Below are 14,745 nucleotides of genomic sequence, written 5' to 3' on the forward strand. Positions count from 1 at the left end.
CTAGTCCTTTGACCCCTTTTGCGGGAATTCTTCGACGATTTCTCCCTCCACTACTTCAAGATCTTCCTCTACGGCTTCGGCGCCTTCCTTGCTTACGTCCACGTCGCCCTGGGCTTGGTTCGGCTGCTCGTCTGCCGGCTCCTCCGCAGCCTCTTCCACAGGTTCCCCCGCAGCCTCTTCAGTCTCCGAGGAGGGAGCTCCCGCTTCGCCAACCGTGCTTTCCTTTATATCTTCTGTTTCTTCAGCATCGTCAGCACCTTCGGCTTTCCCTGCATCACCGGTATCACTGGCATCAGATTCCTCTATCTCTGCGTCCACTACGTCCGCATTCACGACGTCGTCGGGCGCTGCACTGGCCGCAGCTTCAGCCCCAGCGTCAGCCCCAGCGTCGACCCCAGTGGTGTCACCATCAGTCAGGGCCGCTTCCCCTGCAGCCTCTTCTGCTTCATCAGCAGCTGCGGCTGCAGAAGCAGAAGCGCTGCGGGAAGCATGCCATGCGCCGATCGCAAAGGCACAAGCAAAGGCGAACGCAATGGCCGCGAACCACAGTGCCACCAGCCCGGTAGTGGACCAGATGTTCAGACCGGTCGCACCATATGTACCGAGGGTGCCAGTCACAAAGTAGCTTGCAATCAGAGTAAAGAGAGCAACGAACACAGTCGCTGCAGCCGCGAAAGCAAAGCTCACGTGACGGCGTGCCCGCCAGACCACCACAATGGCCGCACAGATGGGCAGCGCCAACAAACCGATTGCCCACGAGGACACAGCCCCCGGAACCACGCCGACGATAGGCAGCGGTGGCAAAGGCACCATGTGGATACTAAACAAGCTCACGCTGCTCTCAGGGCCGAACTGGAATTCGGAGCCAGCAAGAACGCCACTAGTTCCCACGATCGCATTGGGCAAGTAAAGCAGGCTCAGGCAATACAGAAGGAACGTTCCCACACCGTCGATTGCCGGGTAAGAATCCATCAACTGCCCTTGGCGGGACCAACCCACGATCCCCACGATGACAAAAACTAACGCGGCGACCGCACTTAGCGCGCCAAGGTAACGCAGGGCGGTAACCGCGGCGTCGACAAGCATGCGCGGAAAACCGAATCGCTTCGCCAGCGCCTTCCACAAGCGTGGGCCCATGCCGCCCGCCAAGGCCACAAGGTGTAGCAGCAACATGCGTGGCAGAACGGCGAAGAAGTTCGGCGGGGAAACGTCATAAACCTTGCCCGCGTCCCACAGCATCAGCCACGCGATGATCGTCAGAACCAATGGGACCGCCACCACGCACGCCAGCAGCACAAGGAGATCGTTGATGCTCACCTTGTGCTTGATGGCCTGGCGCACCCTATGCCCCACCACAAAAGCGAGAAGCCCCGCGGGCAGCAAAGGCATGACAGAGAGCTCAATGCCCCCTGCCGATACAGGCGCGAGATTAAAGACCATCAACGATTCCGCGACGATGGTGGGCAGCCACGCCAGCGGCGAGCTGGTCAACAACAACGCAGCCAGTGTTACCGAAAGCACGATGAGGACAACGACGACATTGGGGATAGCCACGGTCCAGAGCATGCGGCGAATGCGCCCGGCCATCGTGGTCGGTGCAGTGGCGCGGCGTGCTCGTGCCTGCGAGCCGACCTTGCTGGCAACGCGCGCAGCGGATTTAGAGCTAGCGGTTCCACCCCGCCCGCGCACTTGCGCGCGCGAGCGGGAGGCCGACCGCGTTTGAGGGCTGGTGTTTTTGTTCATCGGCTCCACTTTGCCACGGCGCCAGGCAGTTATAAGGTTGGCACGACGACAAGGTACGCAAATCCTTTAACCCTCTACAAGAAGGCAGCGCTTTCGTCTGGTTTTAAGACCCCAAAACTCTCATGAAAATCATGAGATGCGCAATAGGCCTATATATAAGGAAAGGAAAGAAGAGACACGCAGTGTGACTCTTCCAAGTGACGATTTATTTCTACCCCCGACAAATAGCAGCTAATGAAGCCAAATGTGATCCAAAATTTTTCTGCTACTTCCTGCGATTTTCACCGACTTACCCGAAAAATCCAAAGAACGGGTTGCTGTTACTTTTTCGAGACGCTACTGTTACATCTCGTTGGTAACAGGAAGGTCACAATCACATAACCAACCTCCCAAAGCTGTAACGCGAAACTTTGACTGATTTTATTGCGGGTGCGATTGGGTGATTGTGAAGATGATGGAAGAAGAATTCATGCGAAGCAAGACTCAGCGGAGCGCAGGCCGTCACCGCAAGATCACCACCTCGCAGACGGCGAAGGGGCGCCTGGCACTGGTAACCATCGCTGCAGGAGCAGTGTCCACCGCAGGCGTTGGTGGCGCAGCAGCTGCAAACCTTCAGGCAGAAGACGCTGGCACCAAGGCACAGACTGTTGACTATAACTTGGCTAACGAGTCTGACGCTCTCGAGAATGCTCAGAACGGCGCCAAAGCAGCAGCTAATGCCGTGGCAGCCGCTACCCCACAGATCCTCGCTGTAGCTGAGGCTAAACCGGTCACTGACCTCACCGAGCAGCTCAACAAGGCAATTCAGGCTTCTGAGGCTCGCACCGCCGCTGACGAGGCTTCTCGCGCTCCGTCCGTAGCCCGCCCAGCAGAAGGCGCCTTCACCTCCGGCTTTGGCCCACGTTGGGGCTCTTTCCACTCTGGCATCGACATCGCTAACGCTGTCGGTACCCCAATCCTCGCCGCTATGGACGGCACCGTCATCGATTCCGGCCCAGCTTCCGGCTACGGCCAGTGGATCCGCATCCAGCACGACGATGGCTCCATGACCGTTTACGGCCACATGCAGACCCTCGACGTCGCTGTTGGTGAGCGCGTCCACGCTGGCCAGAAGATCGCCGGCATGGGCTCCCTCGGTTTCTCCACCGGTTCCCACCTGCACTTCGAAATCCACCCTGCAGGCCAGGGCGCAGTTGACCCAATCTCTTGGTTCGCTGAGCGCGGCATCGTTATCTCCTAAGACCTCTCAAGCCCCCCAAAAAATTCTTCCTTCCCACCTCTCCGCTTTATCCCACAATGGCAATGAAGCACTTCGCTTCATTGCCGTTTTTAAGCTTTCAGCCGCTTTCTTTTCCTTTTCTCGGCCGTGAAATAGATCTCTTTAGGGAATGTCTTTCAACTACAGCGAAAGGCTTGAAAAAGGCCCTTCCCACCCCCGTTTCAAAAACTCTAAACCCCGAGTTTGTGGGATTGTCCCCAAAAGGAGACCGCTGCCCTAATAATTGCCCCAAGAAGGCCGGGCCATTGCCCTTTTAAAGCTTACCCGGTAAGCTCCAAAGTGATTACCCGGTAACCATCGCATTTTTCAGATATCGCATACCAGCGCCCTCACTGTCCTTCCCAAAACTCTCCCAAGAACGGGCACCGACCATGTCAATGAAACACTCTTTGCTATCGCTTCTCAGCGCCAGGCCAGCCACGGCCAGCCAATTGCAGCACGAGTTTGCCGATGCCATGGAGGGCCTGTGGCCCCTTAATATCGGCCAAGTTTCCCAAACCCTCAAGCGTTTGGAACGTGACAACTTCATCGCAGAAAGCGGCGAGGTTACCGGCCCCACGGGCAGAAAGGCCGTTGAATACTCCATCACTGAGGAGGGCCGGAGCGAGCTGGCAGCGTGGTGGACACGCAGCGTCGGCAAGCAGCCCATCGAGCGCGACGAGCTCGTGCTCAAGATTGCACTCGCCGCCAGCCGCAGCGACGTTGATGCCCTAAAAATCTTGGATACGCAGCGCTTTGCCACGATGAAGCAGCTTCGCATCCTCAACCAACAAGCCTCCGAAATGCCAGAAGAGCGCAGCGCACGAAGGTTGGCTCTAGAGAGGGAGATTTTCGACCTCGAAGCGCTCTCCCGTTGGCTCGATCGCGCCGAGTCTTTAGCCACTCCAACATCTTTGTCCCCCACTACCAAGCCGGAAGAGGATTAACAATGAACGCCACCACCAACGCTCATGCACCGTTCCCCCTGGAGTTGCAGGAGGTCACCCGCGTCTTCGGCACGGGCGCCCGGCAGGTTACGGCCTTGGACAACATCGATCTCCAGCTGCACCCCGGCGAGCTCGTGGCAGTCATGGGGCCATCGGGTTCCGGTAAATCCACTCTGCTCAACGTTGCCGGGCTCCTACTCCCGCCGACCTCGGGCAGGGTGCTTATCGACGGCGCGGATGCCGCCGATCTCTCCAAGTCAGCGTCTGCCACCATGCGCCGCCGCCATTTGGGTTTCGTATTTCAGAACTTCAACCTGGTATCCACACTGACGGTCGGTGAGAACGTGACACTGCCTTTAGAGCTCGACGGCGTATCCCGCGAGAAGTGCCGGGAGGCCGCCGAGGAAGCGCTCGCAGAGGTCGGCCTCGAGGGCGTTGCTGACCGCTTTCCCGAAGAGATTTCCGGCGGCCAAGCCCAACGAGTGGCTATCGCACGCGCACTCATCGGCCCCCGCAAAGTGCTTCTGGCAGATGAGCCCACGGGCGCACTCGATACGAGTACGAGCGATTCGATCATGAAATTGCTGCGCTCGCGCATCGACGCCGGAGCATCCGGACTGCTCGTCACACACGAACCACGCTTTGCCGGCTGGGCCGACTCCGTGGTCATGGTCCGCGACGGCAAACTCAGCAAGGAGGGCAACTAGTTATGTCTTCGTTCTCGGCTGTCACGCGCCCAACGAGGCGCGACATGGTCAAACACCCGTGGCGCTCGCTCGCAGGCCTGTTACTGGTGGCTCTTCCGGTCGCGGCACTCATCGCGTTCGGAGTCGGTGTGTCCTCCGAAAGCCAGTTCAGCTCGCTGATGTACAGCATGGATCGCACCATTAGCCCAGCTTCACCAGAATTCGACAACGGTTCGGAGCGAAACTTCCGCGATGTTGCGAACGAGGCCCTTCCTGGTGACCTACAGGCTAGCCCTGTGGTCAATTTCTTCCATGGTCCTGTTCGCTTTGGCTCTAAGAGTGCTGGAACGACCTTTTCTCAGTTCGACGTAGACAATCCGCCCGCTGGGGCTGCGGTGCTTCTGGAGCACTATAAATTGCAACCTGGGCAAGTACTTCTTTCTGCTGATACGGCCAAGAAGATCGGCGCCGACGTTGGCGACGTGGTGGAGGTCAGTGAAGGAAATGAAGCTAAGGTTGCGGGCATCGTTCCCGGCGTTGATAGCTACGCCACGGCACCGGCATTGGTCAGCGACGAAGACTTGGACCACAATCCTGGCCAAGCCATGTGGGCGATCGTGGGCAGCCACCAGCTCACTGAGGATGACGCAAAAGCCCTAGCCAAGAAGGGCCTGGCGCTGTACGACAGCCACCTTGATTCCAACAGCGATGTGACACCCAGCCTAACCGGAGATGAGATCCTCTTCTTGCTTTTCGTTGCGAGCGTTTATTCCTTCGCAGCGTTGCTCGTTCTGGTCCTCATTGCGCCAGTCTTCAGCTTTGCGTTGGGTAAGAACCTACGCCTTTATGCGCTCATGGCCTCGCAGGGCGCCTCTCCGAAGCACATCGCCGCTGCCGTGCTGGCATATGGCTTCCTCACCGGAGTAGTGGGCGCGACGATTGGTGCAGTCTTGGGCTTTGCCATCGGTATCGCGACCTGGTGCGTTCACTTCCCAGGTCTACCCCTCGATATCCCCTGGCTGATGTGCGCGAACATATGGGTGATTGCTGTCCTTGGCTCTACGTGCGCTGCAGCAATTCCGGCTTGGTTGGCGGCACGCTCGGCGCTGACGACCGCAATCCAAGGCGGCAGCCCTGACCGCATAGTGCGCTGGCGTAAAGAGATGGCATACGGGCCAATGGCCCTGCCAATCTTGGTTCTCCTTTCCCTAACACCAGCAGGACAAATGTTCTTCGGCCCTTTGGGGCTTTTGGCCTTCATCGCCGTCGGGGCAAGTGCGCCCGCCCTCATTTTTGCGGCTTCCCGGCTATGCAGCCACGGCGGCCTCGCTCTCCGCCTTGCCGGGCGAGGTCTACTGCGACGTGGCATGCGCACCATTCCCACTGCGGTGGCGCTCCTAGCAATCACGTTCACCTCAGCGGCGGGCTCTGTGCTTTCCTTCCTCGACGCCGCCAAGTGGGAGGAGCAATCCACCTTGGTCAACCCAGGTTCAACGGCGATCATCGCCACCGATGACTATTCAAACGCCGTTGATAACCCCAACTCAAGTGCTGAAACAGCCGCCGCCGATGCCGCGCTTGCTCAGAAACCCGGCCACGCGATGGAGTTGCGCGGCTACGTGGACCCTTATTCCGCGCATCTGCCGGACTCGCAGGTACCCAGCGTCAAACTCACGATGGAATATGACTTCGTCTGCGAGCAGACGGATCCAACAGACAACGTCGAAGAAGCGACCTTCATCGATAGGCAAGGTCGAACAACTGATACTTCAGCTGAGGCTCGCGAGGCCTGTGCGCATGAAATGATGACATGGCTTCCCACCAGCGATCTGATGAAGTACGGAAGAACCCTTGAGGCAACGCCGGAGACACTCGATCTCTTCAACTTCGACAGTCCGGCAGACAAGGACAAGGCAGCTGCCACCCTTGAACAGGGCGGCATCGTCTTAGCCCACGGTCGCCACTTGGAAGGCCGCAGCGAAGCACGCTTCACCGCAGAACGCGCCGAGCAAAGAAATGGCAGCGTCATCGGCAGCTCTACTGCAAAGCTTCCGGCAGTTGAGGCATTGCCTATTTTTGCGCGCGACGTAACACTGATTAGCCCTGGTGCCGCGGAAAAGCTGAATATTAAAGCAGTTCGACTAGGAACCGCAGTAGCTTTTAACGAGACCCCTACTCTAAAGGAGCGGGAGGGCATCTCCTTTGCTGTCGAGCAAGCATCAGGTGGAACCCACACTATTTCCTTCACCGGCACTCTGCAGAGTGATGAATGGGTCCCAGCTGCAATCCTCGCTGTGCTCAGCGTGCTGGCCTTGGTCTTCATCATTGCGAATACCGCCGTTGCCATGCGGCGCGAAGCAGATACCTATAACTCGCTGGGTGCGCCGCTGAGCTTGATGGCCAAGGTTAGTGCGTGGCAGACATGGATCATCGCCGGAGTCAGCATGCTGACGGGATATGTGTTGGGCCAAGCTGTAGGCGTGTTCCTCAGCGAAGCTCCCCGAAACCTCTATAACTCCAATCCATATTCAATTAACGGTATCGAGTACTTCCAACCGGACTGCTGGATGCTTCTGGTGGTTATTGCAGTGCCCTTGGTCGGTGCCGCAATTTCTGCGCTGAGCCAGGCGCGGGGACGTGGCGGTGACATCACTGCCCGTGGTCGCGACGAGCAGCGAGCTCTCGCCTAGAAAGCGGTCTAGGCACCAGCCTTGTCGCAGCTCATCCAGCGTTTCTCAGCGCGTAGGAGGATTCACCCCCATAACGCACCCCCACACGTTAAACCCAAGCTTCACAGTCGCAACTTCTTTCACATCAGTAACACGCGCAACATGCTGGCATGTTCGAATGATTTTCGAAAAATTCCGGCGTTTACCTGCAATTTCAGATATTGCAGTTCACGAAAAAGACCGATAGCTTTATCTCGTTGCCACAAACAGGCCGCCAAGCCGGGATTGAACTTTCCCGGCGTGTCGGACTTGAAATCAATGGCATCCCGCAGGCTTAACCGAGCCACCCCGAACATGCTCCGTCATGAAAAGGACTTGAAGTTATGAAGCGCAATTCCCGCGCACGCAAGATTGTGACGCTCACGGCTCTATCATTGAGCACTGCACTTGCTACCACCATGGGCGCTAACGCCTCCGCCGCGCAGCCGGCAGCCAGCGTTGACGTCTCTGATGGCTCGTCAAAGCCAGAAGTTACAACTAATGCAGATAACACCACGCTTATCGACGCCTTCGTGGGACTCACCAAGTCCACCGCCGGCGTCTTGGCGGGCGCAGTCTCACCTGAGATTTCTAACAACGGCGGCGCCCTGAACATCGTTCTTGACCCATCCAGCATCCCAGGCCTCGCTGAGGCTTATGCCCCAGCGGGTGACCACTCCGGACTGACCCCAGTCAAGGGCCAGGATAGCTCCGGAAACACCGTTGTGTTCCCAACCTCCGGTACCTTCACCTCCGGCTTCGGCCCGCGTTGGGGCACCTTCCACAACGGTATCGATATTGCCAACCCGATTGGCACGCCGATTTACTCCATCATGGACGGTGAAGTTATCTCCTCTGGTCCGGCGCAAGGCTTTGGCCACTGGATCCGCATCCGGCACGACGATGGAACCATCTCCGTCTATGGCCACATGCCAGGTGACCAGCTCCTCGTAAACGTCGGCGACCGAGTCTCTGCTGGACAGCAGATCTCCGTCATCGGCAACGAGGGCCACTCCACCGGCCCGCACCTCCACTTCGAGGTGCACCCAGGTGGCGGCGCAGCCGTCGACCCGGTTCCGTGGTTCGCTCAGCGTGGAATCATCATCTAAGCGAGCTCCCCCTAGCGCCTAAAGCTTTTCCATCGGAACACCGCCGATAAGCATGAGGCGCACCTTGCCTGCCGATCCGAAGTCCACCGTCACGGTGGCGCGTGGACCGGAGCCGGAGGCATCGATGACCGTGCCCAGTCCGTATTTAGCGTGATTGACACGGTCCCCCACAACTAAATTCAACTGGTTGTTCTTTGGCATCGAGGTCGAAGCGGCAGGTTTCCGCGTGCGTTGCGAAGGGGAAGACGTAGCGCGCGGGGAGGTCCTGCCCCACCCAGACCAATCCGAACCATAAGAACGACCGTATTGGTAGGAGTCATCTCCACCCCATGCACTGGACAGCGAGCTGTCTGGTTCTTCACGGCGCCAGTCGATGAGGTCCTCTGGGATCTCGGCGAGGAAGCGGCTGGCCGGATTCGTCATCGGGTTGCCCCACGACGAGCGAAGAATCGCACGGGTGAGATACAGCTGCTCACGAGCACGCGTGATGCCTACGTACGCCAGGCGGCGTTCTTCACTGAGTTCCTTGGGGTCCCCCAAAGAACGCATGTGCGGGAATTGGCCGTCCTCCCAGCCGGTGAGGAAGACGACTGGGAACTCCAAGCCCTTGGCGGTATGCAGCGTCATCAGCGTGACCACTCCGGACTCGTTGTCTGGGATTTGGTCAGCGTCAGCTACCAACGACACCTTTTCCAGGAACGCCTGGAGCGAGCCGGGCAGGGCCTCCCCCTCGGCAAGCTCCGGGCTTATGTCGTTTTCAGCATCGGCACCGGTGAATACCAATTGGTTCGCAGCCTCGGAGCTAAACTCGCGCGCTACAGAAACCAACTCATTGAGGTTGTCCAAGCGGGCGCCATCTTGCGGGTCGTTGGAGTTTTCCAGCTCTGCGCGGTATCCGGTGGCGTCCAGTACTGCGCTCAACAGCTCGCCTAGGTCTGGCTGGTGCGTAACTTCATTGGTCATGCCCGGGATCTGGGCGCGGATACCTTCCAGCATCTCGTTGAACTTCGACACCGAATTGACCGCGCGGGTACCCAGGCCCGCAACGTTGCCAGCTGCGGCGTCATAAAGCGCCTTGCCAAAGCTGATGCCGAGGTTCTCCGCATGCAGTGCTATCTGGGCCTGGGCTTTGTCACCAATAGCACGCTTCGGCACGTTGATGATGCGGCGCAGGCTCACCGTGTCATCCGGATTATCGATGATGCGCAGGTAAGCCACCATGTCACGAATCTCCCGGCGCTCGTAGAAGCGTGTACCGCCAACCACCTTGTACGGAATGCCGGAGCGAACGAAGATGTCTTCCAGTGCGCGGGACGCGTTGTTGGTGCGGTACATGATCGCGATGTCCGAATAGTCGCGGCCCTTGTCAGACAAGGAATCGATCTCTGAGGCAATAAAGCGCGCCTCATCGTGCTCGTTGTCCGCAACGTAGCCGACGATCTTGGCGCCCTCCCCGTGAGCGGTCCACAGGTTCTTCTCGCGCCGGCCCTCATTCTTAGCAATCACCGCATTCGCGGCGTTCAGAATGGTCTGCGTCGAGCGATAGTTCTGCTCAAGCAAGATGGTGTGCGCCTGCGGATAGTCGCGTTCGAACTCCTGGATATTGCGGATGGTGGCGCCACGGAATGCATAAATGGACTGATCAGAGTCACCCACCACGCACAGCTCCGGCGCGTCCGGCCCCAGTTCTCCCCTACCGACCAGCGCAGACACCAAAGCGTACTGTGCATGGTTGGTGTCCTGGTACTCATCGATCAGCACGTGCTTGAAGCGACGACGGTAGAAGTCCACCACCTGGGGATGCTGATTGAAGATGCGGACGACCTCACCAATCAGATCATCAAAGTCCACCGAATTAGCCGCGCGCAGGCGCCGCTGGTACTCGTCGAATACGCGCGCCACCGTAATCTCGAAAGGATTCTTGGTCTTCTCCGCCTCAGCTAAGGCATAGTCAGGGGAAACCAGCTCGTTCTTGTGATTCGAGATCTGGTTAGCCAGCACGCGCGCCGTGTACTTCTTCAAGTCCAGCTGCATGTCCTTGGCAATCATGGTCAGCAGGCGGCGCGCATCGTCCCCGTCATAGATGGTGAAGTTGGTATTCAGCCCTGGGACTAGCTGAGCGTTTTGGCGCAGGATGCGCACACAAATGGAGTGAAAGGTCGAGACCCACATGCGCTCAGCCACCGGACCCACGAGCTGGCCGACGCGCTCCTTCATTTCGGCCGCAGCCTTGTTGGTAAAGGTAATCGCCAGGATCTCCCACGGCGCCACGCCTCGGTTACGCATGAGATAAGCAATGCGGCGCGTGAGCACGGCAGTCTTACCTGAACCCGCGCCCGCCACGATCAGCAGCGGCGATCCTGCGTGCGTGACGGCCTCTATTTGTTGCGGGTTAAGCCCCTCCGTCAGCGGATCTGGGCCAGCTGGTCTCTGATCGGCTGCCGCGTGACTAGCGAGCCTCTGGCTGGCCGAGGCTGGTGGAGTGGCGGCGCGGGCAGGCTGCCCAAAGCCGCCGAAGAGATCCGGCTGCTGGCCAGCACCGAATCCACCGGCTGAATCGCCGGGGGCACCAGCACTGCCATGGCCTTCGGGGCGCGGGGCGGGAGAAAATGGAGACGCATCATTCATAATGCCTACCAACCTACTAGTCCCTCCGGACATTGCCCCATAACACGCCATACCCAGCACTTTCGAACACAACGGGAACGCCGCGTTGAAAGTTTCAATTTTAGTTTCCGAGTGGCACAATCGGTGTCTATGTCCACTGCACACGAAACTCCCGATCAGCACGGCGACGCCACCGCTGGTGTCGACGCTCATGACGTCAACGTCGTTGATAACGGCATGGAGATCCGCATGCCTTCCGGCACTGACGATCCCCTCACCGACGCGGAGATTCAAAACTATCGCCTCGAGATTAACCGTCTTGACCGAGTCATCCTCGATGCAGTAAAGCGCCGCTCCGAGATCTCACGCACCATTGGCCGCACCCGCATGAGCTCGGGTGGAACCAAGTTAGTACACACCCGCGAAATCGCCATCCTCAACGAGTTCCGGGACGAGCTCGGCGAAGAAGGGCCCGCAATCGCCACTGCCCTGCTGCGCATGGGTCGCGGCAAGCTCGGCTAATCGCAATCAATAAATTTCAGTTTTCTGGATAAAATACCGTAATCTCATCAGCATGAATGCTGTTCTCATTGCGGTTATCGTCATGCTGGCCCTCGCGCTCCTGCGCGTCCACGTGGTCGTCGCACTCTTTCTCGGAGCCCTGGCTGGCGGCCTCCTCTCCGGCATGGGCCTCGATGCCACAATGGTTGCTTTCCAGGACGGCCTCGGCGGCGGTGCCAAGATCGCGCTAAGCTACGCCCTCCTCGGCGCCTTCGCCATGGGCGTTGCCGCAACGGGCCTGCCCCAGCTACTAGCCAACTTCCTTATCCGCCGCATCAGCCCGGCGACAGCCGGTACTGCGAATGGGGCGTCGCCAAGCGCGGCGTCTGCCACCAAATGGATCCTGGTGGTGGGTCTCATCGCCATGGCCGTGATGAGCCAGAACGTCATTCCCGTCCACATTGCGTTCATCCCGCTCATCGTGCCGCCGCTGCTCAAGGTGATGAACGCGCTGCGCATCGACCGCCGACTTATCACCTGCTGCCTGACCTTCGGCCTAGTCACCACCTACATGTTCCTGCCAGTGGGCTTCGGCTCCATCTTCTTGAACGACATCTTGCTGTTCAACATCAACGAGGCCGGCCTCGACACCGATGGCATCTCCATCATGAAGGTCATGGGCATCCCGGCACTGGGCATGCTGTCCGGCCTGCTCATCGCCATCTTCATCAGTTACCGCAAGCCGCGCGACTACGCCGACGCCCCAATCTCTGACGAAGAGCCCACCGAGGAAGCGCCCGCGCCGTACAAAATTTGGGTCAGCATTATCGCAATCGTGGCAACATTCGCCGTGCAGATCATCATGCAATCCTTGGACTTCGAATCCGACGGCCTGATGGTCGGCGCACTGACCGGCCTGGGCATCCTACTCATCACCGGTGCGGTGAACTGGCGCAAGGCAGACAGTGTCTTCTCCGATGGCATGCGCATGATGGCGCTCATCGGATTCATCATGATTACGGCCCAAGGATTCGCGTCAGTCATGAGCGCAACAGGTGAGGTCGAGGAGCTCGTCACCGCCACTGCGGACTCCTTCGGCAGCAACAAGATGCTGGCGGCCGGAGCCATGCTCTTGGTGGGTCTCATCGTCACGATGGGCATCGGTTCCTCCTTCTCCACCCTTCCCATCATTACGGTCATTTACGTCCCGCTGTGCATGTCCTTGGGCTTTAGCCCGGCCGCCACGGTGGCAATCGTGGGTACAGCAGGCGCGCTGGGCGATGCTGGCTCCCCCGCCTCCGACTCCACGCTGGGACCGACTGCGGGCTTGGGCGCTGACGGCCAGCACGATCACATCCGTGACTCGGTCATCCCGACCTTCCTCCACTTCAACATCCCGCTGCTGATCGCCGGCTGGATTGGCGCGATGGTTCTGTAATTTCTTGTCTTTGGGACAGCCGGCTAGCGACGGCGAAAGTCGCGGCAGTGGACTACGGTGGATTGGGTAAAAACTCATGTCTAACTAATGCCAGAAAGGCCCTTGTAATGGACATCACCGCACAGCCCCAGTGGACCGCACTTGAGCAGCTGTTCCAAGAGAAGAAGAACCTCAACCTGCGTGAGCTTTTCGCCGCCGACGCGTCCCGCGCCACCACCCTGACTTTTGATGCTGCGGGCCTGCACGTCGATCTTTCCAAGAACCTTGTGGATGCTGACGTTCTCGCAGCGCTTGTCGACGTCGCCCGCGCCGCCGACGTTGAGGGCCGCCGCGACGCTATGTTCGCCGGCGAGCACCTCAACAACACCGAGGACCGCGCCGTCTTGCACACCGCGCTGCGCAAGCCTGCCGACGCCGAGCTCACCGTCGATGGCCAGAACGTCATCGCTGACGTCCACGAGGTTTTGGACCGCATGAGCACTTTTGCCGACGCCCTCCGCTCCGGCAAGTGGCTCGGCCACACCGGTGAGCGCATCACCACTGTGGTCAACATCGGCATCGGTGGCTCTGACCTTGGCCCGGCCATGGCGTCCAAGGCGTTGCGCGCCTACGAAGACGCTGGTGTCAAGGCCAAGTTCGTCTCTAACGTAGACCCGGCAGATATGGCTGCAGCACTCGATGGCCTCGACGCTGCCAAGACCCTCTTCATAGTTGCCTCCAAGACCTTTACCACCCAGGAGACCCTGACCAATGCGCACGCTGCTCGCGCATGGCTCATTGAGCAGCTGGGCAGCGAAGCCGCAGTGGCCAAGCACTTTGTTGCAGTTTCCACCAACGCTGAGAAGGTCGCCGCCTTCGGCATCGACACCGAGAATATGTTTGGTTTCTGGAACTGGGTGGGCGGCCGCTACTCCATGGACTCCGCGATTGGTCTATCCTTGATGTGCACCATCGGCCCGGATAACTTCAAGGCTCTGCTCGCGGGCTTCCACGCCATGGACGAGCACTTCCGCACCACCCCGCTGGAGAGCAATATCCCGGTTCTGATGGGCATGCTCGGTGTCTGGTACTCCAACTTCCACGGCGCACAGACCCACGCGGTCCTGCCTTATTCCCAGGACTTGGGCCGCTTCCCGGCTTATCTCCAGCAGCTGACCATGGAGTCCAACGGCAAGTCGGTGCGCCGCGACGGCACCGCCGTGACCACCGGCACCGGTGAGATCTTCTGGGGCGAGCCAGGCACCAATGGCCAGCACGCTTTCTTCCAGCTGATGCACCAAGGCACCCGCCTCATTCCGGCTGACTTCATCGGTTTCGCTCGCCCGAAGCAGGACTTCCCTACTTCCGACGGCACCGGCTCCATGCATGACCTTCTGATGGGCAACTTCTTCGCTCAGACTAAGGTCCTGGCATTCGGCAAGACTGCCGAGGAGATCGCCGCTGAAGGCGTGGACGAGGCAGTGGTTCCGCACAAGGTCATGCCGGGTAACCGCCCCACCACCACGATCCTCGCGGAGGAACTGACCCCGGAGATTCTCGGTGCGCTGATTGCGCTCTACGAGCACATCGTCTTCACTGAGGGCATCATCTGGGACATCAACTCCTTCGACCAGTGGGGCGTGGAGCTGGGCAAGCAGCAGGCCAACGACCTCGCTCCTGCCGTCTCCGGCAAAGAAGCCGCCAACTCCGGTGACTCCTCCACCGACGAGCTCATCGGCTGGTACCGCTCCAACCACTAAGTCTCGCAG

11 protein-coding genes are annotated in these 14,745 nt (G+C 59.2%); 8 read left to right on the forward strand and 3 right to left on the reverse strand.

Features of this window, described 5'->3' with window-relative positions; all coding sequences use genetic code 11:
- A complete protein-coding gene (locus CHU71_RS09120; protein WP_222709852.1) occupies positions 1 to 1,743 on the reverse strand; it encodes a DUF6350 family protein in 1,743 nt (580 codons plus the stop codon).
- Between the two features lie 469 nt (positions 1,744 to 2,212).
- Here CHU71_RS09120 and CHU71_RS09125 point away from each other — a divergent pair, with 469 nt between their 5' ends.
- From CHU71_RS09125 to CHU71_RS09140, 4 genes are all read left to right on the forward strand, one after another.
- On the forward strand, positions 2,213 to 2,983 hold the full coding sequence (locus CHU71_RS09125; RefSeq protein ID WP_046646398.1) for a M23 family metallopeptidase: 771 nt from the start codon (positions 2,213 to 2,215) through the stop codon (positions 2,981 to 2,983).
- Positions 2,984 to 3,393: 410 nt separating this feature from the next.
- Positions 3,394 to 3,948: a PadR family transcriptional regulator gene (locus tag CHU71_RS09130; protein ID WP_147760863.1), complete on the forward strand. Its 555-nt coding sequence runs from the start codon at positions 3,394 to 3,396 to the stop codon at positions 3,946 to 3,948.
- A 2-nt stretch (positions 3,949 to 3,950) separates the two neighbouring features.
- Complete coding sequence (locus CHU71_RS09135; protein WP_110333446.1) at positions 3,951 to 4,655, forward strand: ABC transporter ATP-binding protein; 705 nt, start codon at positions 3,951 to 3,953, stop codon at positions 4,653 to 4,655.
- Between the two features lie 2 nt (positions 4,656 to 4,657).
- The gene (locus CHU71_RS09140; RefSeq protein ID WP_147760864.1) at positions 4,658 to 7,324 is read left to right on the forward strand and encodes an FtsX-like permease family protein; all 2,667 of its coding nucleotides are present in this window, start codon (positions 4,658 to 4,660) and stop codon (positions 7,322 to 7,324) included.
- Between the two features lie 119 nt (positions 7,325 to 7,443).
- Here the strand turns inward: CHU71_RS09140 and CHU71_RS09145 are convergent, their stop codons facing one another.
- Positions 7,444 to 7,650, reverse strand: a complete 207-nt coding sequence (locus tag CHU71_RS09145; protein WP_128088527.1) for a hypothetical protein — start codon at positions 7,648 to 7,650, stop codon at positions 7,444 to 7,446.
- A gap of 36 nt (positions 7,651 to 7,686) precedes the next feature.
- Here CHU71_RS09145 and CHU71_RS09150 point away from each other — a divergent pair, with 36 nt between their 5' ends.
- On the forward strand, positions 7,687 to 8,451 hold the full coding sequence (locus CHU71_RS09150; protein ID WP_005530200.1) for a M23 family metallopeptidase: 765 nt from the start codon (positions 7,687 to 7,689) through the stop codon (positions 8,449 to 8,451).
- Positions 8,452 to 8,469: 18 nt separating this feature from the next.
- Here the strand turns inward: CHU71_RS09150 and pcrA are convergent, their stop codons facing one another.
- Complete coding sequence (gene pcrA, locus CHU71_RS09155; RefSeq protein WP_147760865.1) at positions 8,470 to 11,079, reverse strand: DNA helicase PcrA; 2,610 nt, start codon at positions 11,077 to 11,079, stop codon at positions 8,470 to 8,472.
- Between the two features lie 129 nt (positions 11,080 to 11,208).
- Between pcrA and CHU71_RS09160 the strand changes: the two genes are divergently transcribed.
- The 3 genes from CHU71_RS09160 to pgi all read left to right on the forward strand — a co-directional run bounded on the left by CHU71_RS09160 (position 11,209) and on the right by pgi (position 14,736).
- A complete protein-coding gene (locus tag CHU71_RS09160) occupies positions 11,209 to 11,580 on the forward strand; it encodes a chorismate mutase (protein ID WP_005530203.1) in 372 nt (123 codons plus the stop codon).
- Between the two features lie 52 nt (positions 11,581 to 11,632).
- Positions 11,633 to 12,997, forward strand: coding sequence for a Na+/H+ antiporter family protein (locus CHU71_RS09165; protein ID WP_147760866.1), 1,365 nt, complete (start codon positions 11,633 to 11,635; stop codon positions 12,995 to 12,997).
- Positions 12,998 to 13,104: 107 nt separating this feature from the next.
- Entirely contained in the window at positions 13,105 to 14,736 is a 1,632-nt protein-coding gene (gene pgi / locus CHU71_RS09170; protein WP_147760867.1) for a glucose-6-phosphate isomerase, read from the forward strand.
- Positions 14,737 to 14,745 lie beyond the last annotated feature (9 nt).

The organism is Corynebacterium sp. LK14, assembly GCF_008042215.1.
Taxonomy (GTDB): domain Bacteria; phylum Actinomycetota; class Actinomycetes; order Mycobacteriales; family Mycobacteriaceae; genus Corynebacterium; species Corynebacterium striatum.